Annotated in this window: 16 protein-coding genes; 11 read left to right on the plus strand and 5 right to left on the minus strand. The window is 46.4% G+C overall.

Annotation, left to right across the window (positions count from 1 at the left end):
* Positions 1-64 precede the first annotated feature (64 nt).
* Positions 65-577: a hypothetical protein gene (locus AAE02nite_RS15895; protein ID WP_146899559.1), complete on the minus strand. Its 513-nt coding sequence runs from the start codon at positions 575-577 to the stop codon at positions 65-67.
* 642 nt (positions 578-1,219) lie between these two features.
* On the opposite strand from AAE02nite_RS15895, the gene AAE02nite_RS15900 reads away from it, so the two are divergent.
* From AAE02nite_RS15900 to lpcA, 11 genes are all read left to right on the plus strand, one after another.
* Entirely contained in the window at positions 1,220-1,411 is a 192-nt protein-coding gene (locus tag AAE02nite_RS15900; protein WP_146899562.1) for a hypothetical protein, read from the plus strand.
* Positions 1,412-1,608: 197 nt separating this feature from the next.
* A complete protein-coding gene (locus tag AAE02nite_RS27035; RefSeq protein WP_371863467.1) occupies positions 1,609-1,920 on the plus strand; it encodes a DUF6660 family protein in 312 nt (103 codons plus the stop codon).
* 124 nt (positions 1,921-2,044) lie between these two features.
* Complete coding sequence (locus tag AAE02nite_RS15905) at positions 2,045-6,439, plus strand: CusA/CzcA family heavy metal efflux RND transporter (RefSeq protein ID WP_146899565.1); 4,395 nt, start codon at positions 2,045-2,047, stop codon at positions 6,437-6,439.
* A 2-nt stretch (positions 6,440-6,441) separates the two neighbouring features.
* Complete coding sequence (locus AAE02nite_RS15910; protein ID WP_146899567.1) at positions 6,442-7,686, plus strand: efflux RND transporter periplasmic adaptor subunit; 1,245 nt, start codon at positions 6,442-6,444, stop codon at positions 7,684-7,686.
* Positions 7,687-7,892: 206 nt separating this feature from the next.
* Positions 7,893-8,513 carry a hypothetical protein gene (locus AAE02nite_RS15915; protein ID WP_146899570.1) on the plus strand — a complete coding sequence of 207 codons (621 nt, stop codon included), beginning with the start codon at positions 7,893-7,895 and terminating at the stop codon, positions 8,511-8,513.
* Positions 8,514-8,535: 22 nt separating this feature from the next.
* Positions 8,536-10,572, plus strand: a complete 2,037-nt coding sequence (locus tag AAE02nite_RS15920) for a heavy metal translocating P-type ATPase (RefSeq protein WP_146899573.1) — start codon at positions 8,536-8,538, stop codon at positions 10,570-10,572.
* Positions 10,573-10,593: 21 nt separating this feature from the next.
* Positions 10,594-11,988: a dihydrolipoyl dehydrogenase gene (gene lpdA / locus AAE02nite_RS15925; RefSeq protein WP_146899576.1), complete on the plus strand. Its 1,395-nt coding sequence runs from the start codon at positions 10,594-10,596 to the stop codon at positions 11,986-11,988.
* A 23-nt stretch (positions 11,989-12,011) separates the two neighbouring features.
* Positions 12,012-12,464, plus strand: coding sequence for an OsmC family protein (locus tag AAE02nite_RS15930; RefSeq protein ID WP_146899579.1), 453 nt, complete (start codon positions 12,012-12,014; stop codon positions 12,462-12,464).
* 103 nt (positions 12,465-12,567) lie between these two features.
* Positions 12,568-13,176 (plus strand): cation efflux transmembrane domain-containing protein, encoded by a 609-nt coding sequence (locus tag AAE02nite_RS15935; protein ID WP_146899582.1) that lies wholly within the window; start codon positions 12,568-12,570, stop codon positions 13,174-13,176.
* Between the two features lie 77 nt (positions 13,177-13,253).
* Entirely contained in the window at positions 13,254-13,580 is a 327-nt protein-coding gene (locus AAE02nite_RS15940; RefSeq protein WP_146899585.1) for a hypothetical protein, read from the plus strand.
* A 47-nt stretch (positions 13,581-13,627) separates the two neighbouring features.
* Positions 13,628-14,227: a D-sedoheptulose 7-phosphate isomerase gene (gene lpcA / locus AAE02nite_RS15945; RefSeq protein ID WP_146899588.1), complete on the plus strand. Its 600-nt coding sequence runs from the start codon at positions 13,628-13,630 to the stop codon at positions 14,225-14,227.
* A gap of 150 nt (positions 14,228-14,377) precedes the next feature.
* Here the strand turns inward: lpcA and AAE02nite_RS15950 are convergent, their stop codons facing one another.
* From AAE02nite_RS15950 to AAE02nite_RS15965, 4 genes are all read right to left on the minus strand, one after another.
* A complete protein-coding gene (locus AAE02nite_RS15950) occupies positions 14,378-15,268 on the minus strand; it encodes a cation diffusion facilitator family transporter (RefSeq protein ID WP_146899591.1) in 891 nt (296 codons plus the stop codon).
* A gap of 31 nt (positions 15,269-15,299) precedes the next feature.
* A complete protein-coding gene (locus AAE02nite_RS15955) occupies positions 15,300-16,499 on the minus strand; it encodes a family 1 glycosylhydrolase (RefSeq protein ID WP_146899594.1) in 1,200 nt (399 codons plus the stop codon).
* Positions 16,500-16,567: 68 nt separating this feature from the next.
* Positions 16,568-17,368, minus strand: a complete 801-nt coding sequence (locus AAE02nite_RS15960; protein ID WP_246151091.1) for an SDR family NAD(P)-dependent oxidoreductase — start codon at positions 17,366-17,368, stop codon at positions 16,568-16,570.
* Between the two features lie 3 nt (positions 17,369-17,371).
* Positions 17,372-17,710: a four-helix bundle copper-binding protein gene (locus AAE02nite_RS15965; RefSeq protein ID WP_146899598.1), complete on the minus strand. Its 339-nt coding sequence runs from the start codon at positions 17,708-17,710 to the stop codon at positions 17,372-17,374.
* Positions 17,711-17,894 lie beyond the last annotated feature (184 nt).

A 17,894-nucleotide genomic window follows, 5' to 3' on the forward strand; every position in this document is an offset into this window, starting at 1 on the left:
TTTAATTATTTATGGTATTCCTATTATTTTGTTGATAAAAGAAATTAGAAAACAGGGAAGCTTTTCAACTTGATACTTGCATCAAGTAGATGGCTACTGTTATGTATAAGAAAAAAGCTATAAAATCAATAAAAGTAACAGTTCGCTCTTCTGGCACTTTTCTCAAACGATTTTTAAAAGGAGGAATCAGTTCTCGCTTTTGAAAATATAAGCTTCCAAAGCGTAGTACCTGAAATAAAAGAAGTAAAATAATAGTATCACGTAACCCATTTGCCGCCTGCACTCCAGGCATCGCATCATTTAAATTCCCCTTAAAGGTAAAGGACATTAAAAAATGCATGATAGCTACCAAAAGCCATAAGAAATAAACACTTAAATTTCTTAAGGAACGGTAAAGGAAAGCATATAAAATAAGTTGCGTAATAAGGGAATATTCCGCAATTAAAACATTTGCTTCCGATAAAGATTTTTTATCTGCCAGGTAAAATATTAAAAGTGAACCAAATAAATATAAAATTAAGATAATAAGGTCTCTTAATTTTATTTTTTCAAACTTATAATAGGCTAAAATTTCCATGATAATCGTAAAAATTTTTAACAAAAGGATATAATAATAAGCCCTATTACAATAAATTGAGTTGGAGATAACCTGAAAGTGGCATCGGAAAAGTTTTTAATTTAGAACAGGTAAAAAACCATCCTCCTAGCTACCACTCTATGCTGCGTTTAACGTCCTTGACAGCAGCCGAGTTCTTCGAATTACTGAACCCCTTGATGAAGTATGGCAGCCCTACTATGCTTACCATGACCTGAAAGCCCTAACCCTTGGGCTGGAGTACTTCGCCGAGTACCATCCGCCGCTTTCGCCGGATTGCCATTTTCCCATCTTAACTTCTTCCCCCTTGAAGGCTGCCTAAAGGAATTAAGGAAATGATAAGCATTTGTGAAGAAAAGTTTCATCAGGTATCCCAAACAAAAAATAATATCACAAAAAACACTATTTTGTAATTATCCTAGCTGTTCATTTTTAAATGGAATTTCATTTAAAATGAACTTGTTGTTCAACAGGAACCTAGTTATACTAGGAAAAAGTTGGGTATTTCGCTTGCCGCTGTTATGCTGAATATCCCAGTAAATACCATGTAGGAGAGGAAGGTTATTTCCTGATCCTTCTAGAAGTATAGTTTTTGTTTTTTTCTGTTGCTCACCATTTACTTGTATGAAAAAGCCTTATTATACGCATAAAGCAAAATATCAACCACTAAAAGGTAGTAACCCTAGTGGAAGTAACAAAAAGAGAAGCACCTTTAAAAAAATTTTGAAAATAGTGCTTTTGGTGCTTTTTGCCTTTATCCTGGGGTTAGGTGTATATGCCAAGTTTGCGCATTTTCTTCACAACCATGTTAAATAGCGGTTAAAAGAAATTATTTTAGTTGTTAGCTTGTTTAAGAGGTTCAGTTTTTTTCCTTTATTCCAGGCGGCCAATTCAAATTGAATAAGGAAAATTAATTCGGGTTGTAACTTTATTCATAAGTTGTCAGTTAAAGTTCCAATTCCTGATTATATTTTTTATAAATTTTTAGCTTAAAGTTTATTATTTTTGCGTTCATGAAGTGGTTAACCTGGATATTGACGTGTTTGATGGTATACATGGCGTGTTCGCCGTGTAGCGATGAGAACATTGGCATATCTGGTAAAATAATCACGGCTTTCCATGCAGAGTCTGACCATGAACCGGTGCAGCGTGATATTTGCTCTCCCCTTTGCGTATGTAACTGCTGTTCCGTTATTTCAGTAGTGCCTCATCAACCGATTTCAGAAGTAGCCATTCATATTCCGGAGCTTACAAAAACCAATTTTTCTTACCAGCCCGGTTTTTCCCAATATTCTGATAGCATCTGGCAACCGCCTAGAGTTTAAACCTTCCTGCCTTTTTTCTATTTAGTCTTGGATTACCACCTATGGGCTGGCAATCCCAAGGCAACGTGCCTGGATTTTATTCTGTGCCCAAGCACCATTTTACAGGTTTAAATTTAAAAATTTCATGATTGACAATATAATAGCTTTTTCCATCCGGAATAAGCTTATCATCGGGATATTCACGCTCGCGCTGGTAATCTGGGGGCTTTTCTCTCTCAGCCGGCTTCCCATTGATGCCGTTCCGGATATTACCAATAACCAGGTTCAAATTATTACCACTTCTCCCACGCTGGCAGCGCAGGAAGTAGAACAGTTCATCACCTTCCCCATTGAGATGGAAATGGCCAACGTGCCGAACCTGGTAGAAATCCGGTCTATTTCCCGCTTTGGTTTGTCGGTGGTAACGGTGGTCTTCGAAGACAAGGTGGACATTTACCTGGCCCGGCAAATTGTAGGGGAAAAACTACAAAGTGCCCAGGAACAAATCCCCAATGGCTTGGGTTCTCCCGAAATGGGCCCGGTGTCCACCGGATTAGGGGAAATTTACCAGTATGTACTGCATACTACTCCTGATTCACCAAAAAAATATACCCCTACCGAACTCCGTACGATTCAGGACTGGATTGTTAAACGCCAGTTAGCCGGAACGCCCGGTGTCGCGGAAGTCAGCAGCTTTGGCGGAATCCTGAAACAATACCAGGTATCTGTGGATCCGAATAAACTGCGGGCTTTTGATTTGACCCTCGCGGATATTTTCCGGGCCCTGGAGCAAAATAACCAAAATACCGGCGGCGCTTTTATAGAAAAAGGTCCGAATGCTTACTTTATCCGGGGTTTGGGGTTACTTAAAAATTTCGACGATATAGAACAAATCATTATTAAAAATACCGAAGGGTTGCCTTTATTAATCCGGGATGTAGCCACCGTGGAAGAAGGCAGTGCCGTCCGGTACGGCGCCCTCACCCGCAACGGCGAAGGCGAAGTCGTGGGCGGCATTGTCCTCATGCTGAAAGGGGAGAACTCCGCCCAGGTTATTCAAAACGTAAAAGTGAAAGTGGCGGCGATTCAGAAAACCTTACCCCCCGGCGTGGTATTGGAGCCGTTCCTGGATCGTACCCGCTTGGTAGACCGGGCCATCGGCACGGTGAGCAAAAACCTGATTGAAGGCGGGCTCATCGTTATTTTTGTATTGGTAATACTATTAGGGAATTTGCGGGCTGGGCTGGTAGTAGCTTCCGTCATTCCTTTAGCCATGCTTTTTGCTATTGCCATGATGCAGCTATTTGGCGTATCCGGAAATTTAATGAGTTTAGGCGCTATTGACTTTGGCTTGATAGTCGATGGCGCGGTTATCATCGTGGAGAGTATCGTGCACCGGATAGCCGTGAATAAACAGTTTGTGGGTGTAGATCGCTTAAACCAGCGGCAAATGGATGATGTGGTTTTGGATGCCACGGTTAAAATCCGGCAATCCGCTGCTTTCGGAGAAATCATCATCCTGATTGTATATCTGCCCATCCTGGCGCTGGTGGGCATTGAAGGAAAAATGTTCCGTCCCATGGCCCAAACGGTAGGATTTGCCATTCTGGGAGCCTTGATTTTATCACTCACCTATGTCCCTATGGCCTCAGCTTTGTTTCTAAGCAAAAAGACGAAACACAAGCCCAGCTTCGCCGACAAAATGATGGGGCGGTTGGAAACTATCTACGCCCGATTGTTACAGCGGGCTTTAAAATTAAGAGTATTGCTTTTGGCTTTAACCTTAGGTTTATTTTTAATTACGCTCTTTTTATTCAGCCGCATGGGCGGCGAATTTATTCCGACCCTGGATGAAGGCGATTTTGCCATTGAATCCTCCATCAGTTCCGGCTCCTCTTTAACCCAAAGTGTTAAAACCTTCTCGCAAGCGGAGAAAATCCTGCTGAAGCAATTTCCGGAAGTAAAAGAGGTCATCAGTAAAATTGGGGCCTCCGAAATACCAACTGACCCCATGCCCATAGAGGCTGCCGATATGACCGTTATTTTAAAAGACCGGGACGAATGGGTATCCGCGGACAGCCGCGAGGAGTTAATGGAGAAGATGGAAGAGGCCTTATCCGTAATACCTGGCTTAAATGCCGAGTTCTCCCAGCCCATACAATTAAGAAGCAATGAGCTCATGACGGGCGTAAAACAGGATATTGCCGTGAAAATATACGGTGAAGACCTCGCGGTTCTCGCGCAAAAAGCAGAAGAAGCCGCCAATCTGATTCGACCTATTGCGGGGGTGGGGGATTTAAAAGTAGAACAAACTACCGGCCTGCCGCAAATTATGGTGCAGTATAACCGGGCGCAGATGGCGCAGATGGGGGTTAGCGTAGAGGACGTGAATCAGGCCTTACGTACCGGCTTTGCGGGGGGCGTAGCCGGGGTCATTTTTGAAAAGGAGAGACGGTTTGATTTAGTCGTACGGTTAAACGAGGCCAGCCGCCAGAACATCGCCAATGTAGAGGATTTACTTATTGCCCTTCCGAACGGTTCCCAAATACCGTTGCGCCAGGTCGCGCAGGTAACGCTGGAAGAAGGCCCCATGCAAATCTCCCGGGATGATACCAAGCGGCGTATTACCATTGGGATTAATGCCCGCGAACGAGATGTAGAGAACCTGGTAAAAGATATTCAAACGACTTTGGATGCGCAATTTAAATTGCCCGTGGGTTATTACGTTACCTACGGCGGCCAATTTGAAAACTTACAGGCAGCCAAGGCCCGGCTTTCGGTGGCGGTACCCCTGTCGCTGGCTACCATTTTAATTCTGTTATTTTTTACCTTCAACTCGTTTAAACAAAGCTTGCTTATTTTCACGGCCATCCCCCTGGCCGCTATTGGCGGCGTATTTGCCTTGCTGTTACGCGGAATGCCGTTTAGTATATCAGCTGGTATCGGCTTTATTGCCCTGTTCGGGGTGGCCGTTTTAAACGGAATTGTTTTAATCGGATATTTTAACCAATTAAAGCAGGAAGGCTTAACGGACCCTTTCGCCCGCATCATGGAAGGCACGAAAGTACGGCTGCGGCCCGTCATCATGACCGCGGCGGTTGCCTCTTTAGGGTTTCTGCCCATGGCCCTCTCCAACTCGGCCGGAGCTGAAGTGCAAAAGCCGCTGGCCACCGTCGTGATTGGGGGATTGATTACCTCTACCCTGCTGACGCTCTTTTTATTACCTATTTTATATAGTTACGTGGAGAAAATGAAAAAGCCCCAAAACTTATCGAGCACCGGGGGGCAGGTCGCGCTGGTACTGTTTTTCCTGCTGGCTGGTAGCCTGGCCTTGCCAGCTCAGGCACAAATTAGCCAGTCTCCTACCGGAAACCCGATAACCGTGAACCAGGCAGTAGATTTGGCGCTGCAAAACAGCCCCGCGGTCCGCGCCGGCACCTTAATGGTAAAGCAGCAACAAGCTTTACGTCGAACCAGTTTCGACTTACCTAAAACCATGGTTACGGGGGCCTATGGCCAGATGAATAGTGCGGCCAATGACAATGCGCTTTCTTTATCCCAGAACTTTTCCTTACCGGGCGTGTACCGGAGCCAGGCCCGGTTAGCGGCCCAGCAGGTCAGCGGGGCGGAACTCCAGCTCCAGCAAACCAGGCGGACGGTGGTGCGGGACGTAAAACTAGCTTTTAATGAATGGGCGGTTTTAACCCAACGGGAAAAAACCCTGGTGGCCCAGGATAGTTTAGCCCAGCAGTTTGAACGGGCAGCGGGTCTGCGCTTTAAAACCGGAGAAGCTAATTATTTAGAGAAAATTGCCGCCGAAGCGCAGGCCATGGAAGCCCGCACGGAATTAACTGCCACCCGGGCCGAGGTGGCCATTGTCCGGCAGCGGTTACTGCGGTCGCTCTTTGTCACGGACACGGTTAATTTTCGGCCGGAATTAAGGCCTGCAACCTTAACCTTGCCCACCGACACCACCTGGCTCAGTAACCATCCGGAAGTAGCTTATTACAAAAACCAGGTGGCCGTCAGCCAAGCCCAAACCCAAGTAGAGAGAAGCCAGCTATGGCCTGATTTCTCCCTGGGGGTAACGAGTCAGACCATTCAGGGCTTTCAGAATATCACGGGTACGGAACAGTTTTACGGGATGGGGCAACGCTTCCACTCGGTAGAGGTGGGGGTAGGTATTCCGATTGTTTCCCGGGCACAGCGGGCCCGGGTGCAGGCGGCCCGGCTGCAAACCCAGGTGGCGGCTGCCCAATACCAAAATCAGCGGCTACTGCTGCAAACCGAGTTGCAAGGGCTCAGCCAGGAATACGCCCGGCACCAGCAAACGCTCCGGTACTACGAAGAAAAAGCCTTACCCCAGGCTAGCTTAATTATTGAGTATGCCACCAAGGGCTTTCGGTTGGGAGAAACCCCTTATACCGAATACATTCAGAATATTGCGCAAGCCCAACGTATCCGGCTGCAATACCTGGAGGTGGTGTCCCAGTTTAACCAGGCGGTCATTCAATTAGAGTATCATTTAAAAAATAATTAGAGATGTTAAAGCATATAAAAATAATAACCGCTTCCCTCCTGCTGGTATTTACGATGAGCGTCAGCGCCTGCCAGAATGGCTCCAAGCCCGCCCCAGCGGAAACCGAAGAAGCGCATACCGAAAGCGAAGCAGCAATCGGTCTGACCCAAGCCCAAATGGATGCCGTTGGCATTCAATTGGGCGCAATCGAAAACCGACCGTTGAAAAGCGGGATCCAAGCCAATGGCATGCTCGATCTGCCGCCGCAGAATAAAGCCACTATTTCCAGCTTAACGGAAGGCATCGTCCGGCAGATTTTTGTGACGCAGGGACAGTTTGTGAAGAAAGGTCAAAAACTGGTAAGCCTGGAGCATCCCAGTATTATTCAATTGCAGGAAGAGTACTTAAAAGCCCGCAGCGCCCTCAACTACGCGCAGCTAGATTATCAGCGGCAGAAGGAACTGTTGCAGGAAAATGTCATTGCGGCCAAAAAGTATCAGTTAGCGGAGGCCGAATACCGGGCCCGGCAAGCAGAACTCGCTTCTTTGGGCAGCCGGTTAAGCCAGCTTGGTATCTCGCCCAACCAAGTAAAAGTAGGTTCGCTGGTGCGGGCTGTTTCGGTGGTATCGCCCATGCACGGGTACGTGCACCAGATTGAAGTAAATACCGGTGCCTTGGTGGAACCAGCGCGGGAACTATTTCAGGTGGTTGATAACCACCATATTCATATTGACCTGCAGGTGTTTGAAAAAGATATTGCCCAGGTGAAGATAGGTCAGAAAGTCTTATTTGCGTTGACTTCTAACCCGGCCCAGGAATACGAAGCCACCATTTTTGCGGTGGGCAAAGCTTTCAGAAATGATACCAAATCGGTGGAAGTTCATGCCGAAATCAAGGACAATGAGGTTGCCACGCTGCTTCCCGGCATGTTTGTTACCGGCCGCATCTTGACTTCGGAGGCGGCGGTGGCGGCCCTGCCCGACGAAGCCATTATAACAGAAGGTGATTTAAAGTTTGTCTTTGCCGCCAAACGGGCCGCTGCTTCGGCCAAACCCCATGATAAGCCGGAGGCCGGCGAAGAGGAACACGAAGAAGAACTAACCCCGGATTGGACTTTCCAGAAAATCGGGGTACAAACCGGGGTTTCCGATGCGGGATTTACCGAGGTAAAATTATTGGAGCCGCTGCCGGCTGACACGCAACTGGTGACGAAAGGGGCCTATTATGTAGCTGCCCAAGCCAATAAAGGCGAAGGCGGGCATCACTAATAGTAAGTAGTTGGCTCCTGGCTTAAGGTTAACCTCTATAGATATGGATCCGCTTACCTCATCGGTGCTTTCCTATAGGTGGAATCAGGGCAATCAATTTACCGGCCAAGGATGCCTTGGCCGGTAAACCAAGGTCTGGAAATGTAAGATATTAGAATAATTTTAAGAGAAAGAAGGATTAAAGTAAATCACCCCAAAAGCGCAAAATGGGCCACTTAATAATCGGAAGTTTGCTATTAAGTTTGATTCATGCGGTTATCCCCAACCATTGGTTGCCCATTTTGGTGATTTCCCGGGCCGAAAACTGGAGCCGCCGGGAGTTATTAGGCATCACAGCGCTCACTGCTTTTTTCCATGTGCTCAGTACGATTATCATCGGGGTTAGCCTTGGGGTAATAGGCTATAAGTTATCTGAAAGTCACCAATTCTTTACGACGATACTGGCGCCGGTTATTCTTATTTTGATGGGCTGCGTGTATGTAGTACTGGACCTGAAGCAGGTAGAACATCAGACCTTTCCGGGGCTGAAGCAGTTAAAACAAAAATCTAAACCGGCTATCATTTTCACCTTATGCCTGGCCATGTTGTTCTCTCCCTGTTTGGAAATTGACACTTACTTCATAACGGCTGGCGCGCACGGATGGCAGGGCATCGCTGCCGTGGCCATGGTTTATTTCACCGTTACCATTTCCGGCCTGGTGCTGTTAGTCGCGCTGGCCTATAAAGGGATGGCGCAATTTAATTTTAGCTTTTTGGAGCAGCATCATAAGAAAATTACTGGCTTGGTCCTCATCCTTCTGGGCCTTTTTACTTTTTACCAGCATTAGATAAGTTTTTAAACCAAATACTATGAACCGAGAAACCGATAAAAATGAACAAGTGCCGAAGGCGATGGAGATTACTTCTCCCCGCACGGCCGAACAACCAGGCCCGCAAATTCCCAAAACCGGCACGCAGTACGAAGCCGGGCATGGTCCCAATGATGGTCATGATCATGGCGATGATGACCACGACCACGACGAGACTGCTTCCTATGTCCCTACTATCATTAGCCTGGTACTTTTATTAGGCGGGATTCTCCTGGATTACCTTGATGTACCTTGGTTTACAACGTATGTGCGCCTGGCCGTATATGGCATTGCTTACCTGTTGGTCGGCGGTAAAGTCGTGTGGCACGCCTTGCGCAATATTACCAAAGGCAACGTATTCAACGAGTTCTTTCTCATGAGTATGGCTACCATCGGGGCCTTTTACATCGGGGAATATGCCGAAGGGGTAGCCGTAATGTTGTTTTACGTCATTGGCGAACACTTCCAGGAAGCGGCAGTCGCCCGGTCCCGCAAATCCATCAAGGATTTAATAGATAATCGCCCGGAAATTGTTACGGTGCTTCGAAATGGGCAGGCCACGGAGGTGAAACCCCAGCAGGTGAGCATTGGGGATACCATCCAGATAAAAGCCGGGGAAAAAGTGGCTTTGGACGGCGAGATTTTGAGCGAACAATCCTCTTTTAACACGGCCGCCCTCACCGGAGAATCCAAACCGGATACCAAAAGCAAAGGAGAAAAAGTGCTTGCCGGAATGATTAACCTGGATAAGGTTATCGATATTAAAGTAACATCGGCTTACGAAGATAGTGCCTTATCCAAAATACTAAAATTGGTAGAGGACGCCGGTAGCCGCAAAGCCAAAACCCAGCAATTTATTACCCGTTTTGCGAAAATATACACGCCCATTGTTGTTTTTGCCGCCCTGGGCTTGGCCTTGTTGCCTTATTTCTTTGTAGCAGATTATGTTTTTAACGATTGGCTTTACCGGGCCCTTATATTCCTCGTAATTTCCTGTCCCTGCGCCCTGGTCATTTCGGTTCCGCTCGGTTACTTTGGGGGCATTGGTGCCGCCTCCCGGAATGGCATTTTATTTAAAGGTTCCAATTTTCTGGATTTGATTACGACCGTTGATACCATCGTGATGGATAAGACCGGTACCCTGACGGAAGGCGTTTTCAAAGTACAAGAAATTAAGACCTATGGCCTGCCGGAAACGGAACTGGTGGCGCTGACCGCCGCGCTGGAAAGTAAATCTTCGCACCCGGTCGCCCAGGCGGTGGTACAACACGCGGGAGACAGCTATAAGCATTTGACCGTTTCGGAAGTAGAAGAAATATCTGGCCATGGCCTGAAAGGCACGGTAGACGGTAAATCAGTCATGGCCGGCAACGGCAAGATGATGCACAAATTTCACATCAGCTATGACCCGGAAATTGATGCTATTGTGGATACTATTGTGATGGTAGCCATTGAAAATCAATTTGCCGGGTACATCACCATTGCCGATAAAATTAAAGACGATGCGCCCGAAACCGTCCGGCAATTACATGCTTTAGGAATTACTAACATTACGATGCTCTCTGGTGATAAAGATTCCATCGTGCAGCAAGTAGCCGCTAGCTTAAAGATTGACAAGGCCTACGGCGGCTTATTGCCCCAGGATAAAGTGAGCAAAGTAGAGGAATTAAAACAACAGGGCCGAACGGTAGCCTTTGTGGGCGATGGCATTAACGATGCGCCGGTAATTACCCTGGCGGATGTCGGGCTGGCCATGGGTGCCATGGGCTCCGATGCCGCTATTGAAACCGCTGATGTCGTGATTCAGAACGACCAGCCCTCTAAAATAGCAACGGCCATTCATATCGGGAAAGCGACCAAGCAGATTGTCTGGCAGAATATTGGGCTGGCTTTTGGCGTCAAGCTCCTGGTGATGGCCTTCGGCGCTTTTGGGGTTGCCACGATGTGGGAAGCCGTGTTTGCCGATGTGGGGGTAGCATTCCTGGCAATTTTAAATGCCATCCGCATTCAGCGCATGAATTTCGGCAAGAAAGATTAACCCATTTTAAAAGGAAACCTTATGTACGATGTAACCATTATTGGGTCCGGTCCCGGCGGCTACGTGGCAGCTATTCGCTGCGCCCAGTTAGGATTAAAAACCGCTCTGATTGAAAAGTATAATACTTTAGGCGGCACCTGCCTCAATGTAGGATGTATTCCTTCCAAAGCCGTCTTAGACAGTTCCGAGCACTTCTACAATGCGCAACATAAATTTAAAATCCATGGCATCCGGCTGGAAAACCTGCAACTGGATTTTCCCCAAATGCTCGCCCATAAAGCGGATGTGGTTCAAAAAACCGTAGCCGGGGTGGACTATTTAATGAAAAAGAACAAGGTAGAAGTATTGCACGGCACCGCAACCTTGCTGACACCCCAAACGGTGAGCATTCAGGGAGCGGCAGAGACGCCCACTACCGTTGAAACCAAGTACATCATTCTGGCTACCGGTTCCAAGCCCAGCTCTTTGCCTGGTATAACCATCGATAAAAAAAGAATTATTTCCTCCACGGAAGCACTAACCTTGCCGGAAATTCCCCGGCACCTGCTGGTCATCGGCGGCGGGGTCATCGGCCTGGAAATTGGGTCGGTGTATGCCCGTATTGGTTCCAAGGTCAGTGTACTGGAATATACCGATATCCTTATTCCCAGCATGGACCGGACCATGGGCAAGGAACTGCAAAAGTCTTTGCGAAAGCTCGGCATGGAATTTTACCTCAGCCACAAGGTAACGGGCGCGCAAAGCACGGAAACCGGGGTAACCGTCACAGCGGAAGATACCGCGGGTAATACCCTGACCCTGGAAGGTGATTATTGCTTAATGGCGGTGGGCCGCAAACCCTATACCGATGGCTTGGGGTTGGAAAACGTTGGCATCAAAACCGACAAAGGGGGCCGCATCGAGGTAAATGAAAATTTGGAAACGAATGTGCCGGGTATTTATGCCATTGGTGATGTGGTAAAAGGGGTGATGCTCGCGCATAAAGCTTCCGAAGAAGGTGTATTTGTGGCTGAACGCCTGGCCGGCCAAAAGCCGCACCTGAATTACCTGCTCATTCCGGGCATTGTATATACCTGGCCGGAAGTCGCCAGTGTGGGCTATACCGAAGAGCAGCTAAAAGCAGACGGTAAAGCGTATAAAAGCGGCTTTTTCCCGTTCCGGGCCAATGCCCGTGCCCGGATGAATGAAGATTTGGATGGGCTGATAAAAGTATTAGCCGATGCTAAAACCGATGAAATTCTCGGCATTCACATGATTGGCCCCCGGGTCAGTGATATCATTGGGGAAGCAGTCGCTGCTATGAGCTACCGGGCTTCGGCCGAGGATATAGCCCGGATGTCCCACGGGCACCCCACCTTTTACGAATCTTTGAAAGAAGCGTGTCTGGCGATAGCCAACCAGGCCATTCATAATTAATTGTTTCCTTAAAAGCAACCAAGATGAGCGAATACAAAGTAAACTTATTATGGTCGGGTGATACGACCAGCTTTACGTATAAAACCTACAGCCGCACCCATACCTGGACCTTTGGCGGGGGCAGCACCATTGAAGCTTCGGCTGCCCCGGAGTACCTGGGCAAAGCCGAATTAGTCAATCCGGAAGAAGCCTTTGCCGCTTCCCTGGCCAGCTGCCACCTGCTTACTTTTCTGGCCCTGGCTGCTTTTCAGAAATTTACCGTGGAACGCTATGAAGACGAGGCCGTTGCTTCGGTGGGTAAGAATGCCCATGGGAAAATGGCAGTTTTACAAGTTACTTTAAACCCCAAGGTAACTTTTAGCGGAGAGAATCTGCCCACTGCTGACCAATTAAACGCCCTACATCATAGAGCTCATAACGACTGCTTTATTTCCAATTCGGTTTTAACAGCGGTTATCATAAAGCCGGTAGTATAATTGAAAGAAGGCTTAATCTTATAACTATGGAATGAGCCGATGAACTGTCGGAGCAGTCAGCTGCTGGAAAATTCAGGGAAGTTATTCCATTAAAAGTATAGAAATGCAGGAAAAAGAAGAAAAAGAACCGCAACTCGATCCGGGCAACAAAAAAGAGCGGCGGACGCTGATACAAGTATTGTTGATTAATCTTTCCCAAGTAGCCCTTGCGGGCATTGTAGGTTTTCTTATCAATTCCTCCGGCTTGTTAGGTACTGCTTTGGATAGCGCAGGAGATATGGCTATTTACCTGGTAAGCTTATATGCTGTCGGAAAAAGTGTCCAGGCCAAAGTGCGGGCAGCCACTTTTTCAGGAGTTTTTTTAATCGGCGTAGGTATTCTTCTTTTAATTGATGTGATAAGAAAATTTATGGAAGGTTCTGAACCAGTGGGTTGGGCAATGATTATTGTTGCCATTGTTAATACAGCCAGTAATTACTGGATTGTTCAATTGCTGAAGTCTGAAAAACAAGCCGGTGTACATATAAAAGCATCCATAATTTTTACCGATAATGATATGTGGATAAATCTTGGAATTATTGTATCTGGTTTAGGGGTGATGCTTTTAGAGTCCTCTATTCCGGACCTGGTGGTGGGTATTATTGTCGTATGCATCAGCATCTGGGGCGGAATAAAAATATTAAAAGATGCCAGGGCAGAGAAAAACAAGTAACCTTAATCAATAAATCTTCATCATGGAAAAAGATGTTGTTATAATACTCACCTTTTTTTCCACTGTCAAAAATAAATATGATGCGTTTTGTTCAATTAAATAATTTTAATAACAGTTTTCGGGTGGAAAACAATCATAACCATACCGCCCTGATTCTTAGCAAGCTGGTTTTTATCCTACCGCCGGGGGGAATAGTTCCCCCCTCCTTGAGTCTGCAAGTAGTAGATGAAAATGAGTTGCCCCTTTTCAACGAACTGGTAGCTCCTTTAGCCAAAAAAGAAAACCATGAAACAGTCGCTTACCTCCACCAGGAGTTCAGTATTTGGGAACATCTACAGGTTAGTTTAATAACAAACGCGTCCGATATAAAATTTGAGGTAGAACTTTATTTCACGCTCCAATAGTTGGGAGAAGCAAATAAAGGCGGCTATTATTTTTTTAAAACTTAAATATGGACCATTCTTTCAGTTCCTTAATAAAACAGCAGTTCCAAGAAGCCCAGACCGTATTAACAACGTTTCTGACCGAAGAAAAAAATACAGAAGCCATCGCGCAGGCAGCCTTGTTAATGAGTAAGGCCCTGCGGCAGGGGGATAAAGTTATATCCTGCGGCAATGGCGGCTCCCACTGTGATGCCATGCATTTTGCCGAAGAACTCACGGGCCGCTTTCGGAAGGACCGGCCGGCATTGGCTGCTATTGCTATTTCGGATACCAGCCATATTACCTGCACCGGAAATGATTATGGCTTTTCTTTTATCTTCTCCCGCTTTGTGGAAGGGTTAGGCCGGCCGGGAGATATACTTCTAGCCATTAGCACCAGCGGCAATTCAGAAAATATCCTACAGGCAGCCCGCGCGGCACGGGAACGGGAAATGAAAGTAGTAGCGCTAACGGGGAATGGTGGTGGCCAGTTAGCGGCTTTAGCCGATGTGGAAATTCGGGTATCGCACGTTGGCCACGCCGACCGTATCCAGGAAGTTCATATTAAAATTATTCATATCCTGGTATTGCTCATTGAGCAGCAGGTGCTGATTCCACCACTTATATGAAGCATGTGTGCGGCGGTTGTTACTGGTCCAACCAATGTAACCACTATTAAAAAGGTATTATTGCTAACGGTTTAATTTCTATTAACTCCCTTTCTTTACGCAAAAGCTCAAAAAGAAATTAGTTTCGATAAAGAACCAGCAGAAGTTTAGTTACAAGTGAACCTCCTGTTCTTCATAACCTTCATTTTCTACCTGAATAGTGGTATGTTTTATTTTAAAGGGTTCTTTTACCTGGTCATTGATAGCTTTTAAAACCTGATTAGGAGTTGTTTGCTCTTCAATAACCACGTGGGCACTCATCGCATTAATGCCGGAGGTTAAAGTCCACACGTGTAAATCGTGAACCTGTGTTACGCCGGGAATTTTCTGTAGCGTTTCCCGCACCACTGCCAGATTAACATCAGCGGGCGTTCCTTCCAGCAAAATATCAACGGCTTCTTTCAATAATATCCAGGTGCGGGGTAAAATAAATAAGCCAATACCCGCTGATAAAATAGGGTCAGCATAATACCACCCCGTGGTCCACATAATAATACCTGCTGCAATTACCCCGATTGAGGTCAGCATATCGGATAAAACTTCAAAGTAAGCCCCTTTCATGTTCAGGCTATCTTTGGAACCTTTCCGCAGAATATACATGCCGACCAAGTTCACGACTAAGCCTACTCCGGCAATAACCAGCATGAATTTACTTTCTACTTCCGGCGGGTTAAGGAAACGCAAGTAAGCCTCGTATAAAATGTATAAGGATATTCCAATCAGAACAACGGCATTCGCCAGTGCCGCTAGGATTTCAGCCCGGTAGTAACCGTACGTTTTTTCCGGCGTCGCTTTTTTCTCAGCCAGGTTTATGGCAATCAAAGCAAACGCCAATCCCCCTACATCCGTCAGCATGTGCCCGGCATCGGCCAATAAAGCCAGACTCTTGGTCCAGATTCCGCCAACTACTTCGGCTAATAAATATAGTAAAGTAAATCCCAGTACAAGTTTCAGGCGCTTTTTATTCTGACTGCTGGGCGAAATAGCGTGTCCTTGTGACATATCCGGATATATTTATGGTATAACTTATTATTCAATAAGTAATGTGGATGCCATAGCTTTCATCAGCCAGGATACCTTTCCATTCACTAATTAAATTGCGGTAAGCGGTGCCCACGGGACGAATGTTGCGGTTAATATCATACAAGCCTAACTCATTTATTCTACCCGCATCCTCCCGCAGGGCAGAATCCCAGTCTACCTGGTCGGTTAAACTATACCAGGTAAAGCCAACGAGAGGCACCCCGTCCTGTTTCAGCCGGTAGGCATTGGCCCATTGCCGCTGGAGCCAATCAGCAGAGCCCGGCTCTTTCAAATTAGTTTCCGTATGCATCACAGGAAGTTTATAGCGGTTAAAATACTGGCTGGTAATCACGTAGTACCCAAAAACTTCACCGGAGGCGCTGGTGGTATGGTCTTGATGCACCATATGCTCATTGGTAATGTAATAATCGTTACCCATGATACATTTGGCCTTTACATTCTGATTGCCGAACCAGGTGTATTCCTCATCAGTCATGCCGTTCTGGAGCAGGTACTTATACATCGTTACGTCTACCGGGTAGCCATACGTTAAATCCAGCGATAAAAAGCGCTTCTGGTTCAGAAATTCAGCGTGCGGCCGGCAGCTAGGTTTTTCGGCATGGAAGTACTCTGTTGATTCACTTTGAATGAAAGTAGCCTGGGGTTGCACCTCCAGAATGGCTTGCATGGCCAATACATTAGCTTTACACAAATGCTTTAAGGCTGTCACAAAGGTTTGGTCACTGGCTAAACGTTCGTTCCACCAGCCATACTGGGCCGAGAAGGTAGCGGCAATAAATATTTCGTTGATTGGGGTGTAGAATTGCAGGTAAGGAAACCGTTTGGCAAAGGCTTTGGCATATTGGGCAAAGTGAACCGGCCATTCCGGATTTTGAAAGCTACCGACCCAATCGGGTACTCCAAAATGGCACAAATCAACTAATGGCGTAATATTGAGTTCCTGCAAATAGTTAAAGGTTTCGTCGGTAAAAGACCAATCATACTGGTTAGGCCCGGTATGCACTTTATAATAAGGGGGGCCATAGCGCAAAAATTCAATGCCTAATTCTTTTACCAGATTAAAATCTTCCCGCCAACGCTGGTAATGACCTGCTTTTTCCATTTCATCAATCCGCTTGGTGGTACCATCCGGTAATTGAATCGTTGGATAGCTATTCTCAATGCCGGTGGCGAACATGAATTTGCTCATCTGTTTAATTTTATTTAACTGTAATTACATCTTAAAATACAAACCCTTTTATTTATTGAGGCTCGGATTTATAGTGTATTTAACCGTCCCCCATCCGCGACTAGGGTGGTTCCGTTAATATAGCGTGCTTCCTCCGAAGCCAGAAAGCAGATAGCCGCGGCAATATCCTCCGGCTTCCCAATAGTTCCAGTTACTTTTTCGGTACCATTTATTACGTTGGGGTTAGACCAAAGCATGGGCGTATCTACCGCGCCCGGAGCAACATTATTAATTCTTACCTGGTCGCTATCGTATTCCCGGCTCATTCCCCGGGTGAAGGCTTCCATGGCTCCTTTACTGGCAGCATAAGGAATTACATTGGCCGTGGTATCATGGGCGTGTACGGAGCTTACATTAACGATGGCTCCCTGCTTCATATGGGGTAAACAATATTTGCTAAACAGAAATACCGACCGCAGATTAACGGCCATTACCATATCCCATTCCTCTACGGATAATTCAACCAGGGGCTTAAAGGTCATTATGGCTGCGTTATTTACCAAAATATCAATTCTTTGCCACTTTCCCATTATTGTATTTACGGCAGCTTGAATGTCGCTCGGAATTCCGACGTCGGTCTTGATGAAAACGGCCTCCCCGCCTGCTTTTGAAATTTCATCCACCACCGCATTCCCCTCTTGTGCCGTTCGGCTTAAAATGGCCACTTTACCGCCTTCAGCGGCTAACTGTAGGGATGTAGCGCGCCCTATGCCGGAACTCCCACCAGTTATCAGACACACTTTATCTTTAAAACGCATCCATCTACTTGTTGAAAATAAAACATAGGCAGCTAACCCATTGCGTTGCAAACCAAACGAGTTAGCCGCCATAAATTAACGTTGAGTGATTTGTTCATGGTGGCTGTGACAGGCTTCTGCGCATTCCTGGCAAGCCTGGGCACAACGTTGACAATGCTCATGCTGGTGTTTAGCGCATTCTTCCGCACATTTGCGGCAAATCTCTTCGCAAAGAACCAGATATTGGTGACCAATAACCGATTGACTTTGTAAAAGCGCAATAGCATGGCGGCAGGAATCGGCGCAATCCCGGTCCAGCTTTGCGCAATTAGCCATCATTCCCCCTTCCGAAAGACAATGGGAAAAACAAATTTCACACGTGTTTGCACAGTTTAATAATTTTTCGATAAGCTGCTGATGATTGTGGTTTTCCATAGTTTTTAAATTTTACATTGACATTTATTTAGATTAACTTTGAATAAAAAATTACGCACTTAACTATATTAGGTTATTTTTATTGTTAACAGCTGCAAGCTGATGAATTAGTATAGAGATGCGCAGACCTGGATTTGCCAACCTGTTCAGCTGCCTAACCATAAAACATGGACAAAATTATTTA

This window comes from Adhaeribacter aerolatus (assembly GCF_007991635.1).
Lineage (GTDB): Bacteria > Bacteroidota > Bacteroidia > Cytophagales > Hymenobacteraceae > Adhaeribacter > Adhaeribacter aerolatus.

Coding starts and splice junctions, on each gene's coding strand:
- AAE02nite_RS15895 (WP_146899559.1), bottom strand. CDS start 577: ATGGAAATTTTAGCCTATTATAAGTTTGAAAAAATAAAATTAAGAGAC.
- AAE02nite_RS15900 (WP_146899562.1), top strand. CDS start 1,220: ATGAAAAAGCCTTATTATACGCATAAAGCAAAATATCAACCACTAAAA.
- AAE02nite_RS27035 (WP_371863467.1), top strand. CDS start 1,609: ATGAAGTGGTTAACCTGGATATTGACGTGTTTGATGGTATACATGGCG.
- AAE02nite_RS15905 (WP_146899565.1), top strand. CDS start 2,045: ATGATTGACAATATAATAGCTTTTTCCATCCGGAATAAGCTTATCATC.
- AAE02nite_RS15910 (WP_146899567.1), top strand. CDS start 6,442: ATGTTAAAGCATATAAAAATAATAACCGCTTCCCTCCTGCTGGTATTT.
- AAE02nite_RS15915 (WP_146899570.1), top strand. CDS start 7,893: ATGGGCCACTTAATAATCGGAAGTTTGCTATTAAGTTTGATTCATGCG.
- AAE02nite_RS15920 (WP_146899573.1), top strand. CDS start 8,536: ATGAACCGAGAAACCGATAAAAATGAACAAGTGCCGAAGGCGATGGAG.
- lpdA (WP_146899576.1), top strand. CDS start 10,594: ATGTACGATGTAACCATTATTGGGTCCGGTCCCGGCGGCTACGTGGCA.
- AAE02nite_RS15930 (WP_146899579.1), top strand. CDS start 12,012: ATGAGCGAATACAAAGTAAACTTATTATGGTCGGGTGATACGACCAGC.
- AAE02nite_RS15935 (WP_146899582.1), top strand. CDS start 12,568: ATGCAGGAAAAAGAAGAAAAAGAACCGCAACTCGATCCGGGCAACAAA.
- AAE02nite_RS15940 (WP_146899585.1), top strand. CDS start 13,254: ATGATGCGTTTTGTTCAATTAAATAATTTTAATAACAGTTTTCGGGTG.
- lpcA (WP_146899588.1), top strand. CDS start 13,628: ATGGACCATTCTTTCAGTTCCTTAATAAAACAGCAGTTCCAAGAAGCC.
- AAE02nite_RS15950 (WP_146899591.1), bottom strand. CDS start 15,268: ATGTCACAAGGACACGCTATTTCGCCCAGCAGTCAGAATAAAAAGCGC.
- AAE02nite_RS15955 (WP_146899594.1), bottom strand. CDS start 16,499: ATGAGCAAATTCATGTTCGCCACCGGCATTGAGAATAGCTATCCAACG.
- AAE02nite_RS15960 (WP_246151091.1), bottom strand. CDS start 17,368: ATGGCGGCTAACTCGTTTGGTTTGCAACGCAATGGGTTAGCTGCCTAT.
- AAE02nite_RS15965 (WP_146899598.1), bottom strand. CDS start 17,710: ATGGAAAACCACAATCATCAGCAGCTTATCGAAAAATTATTAAACTGT.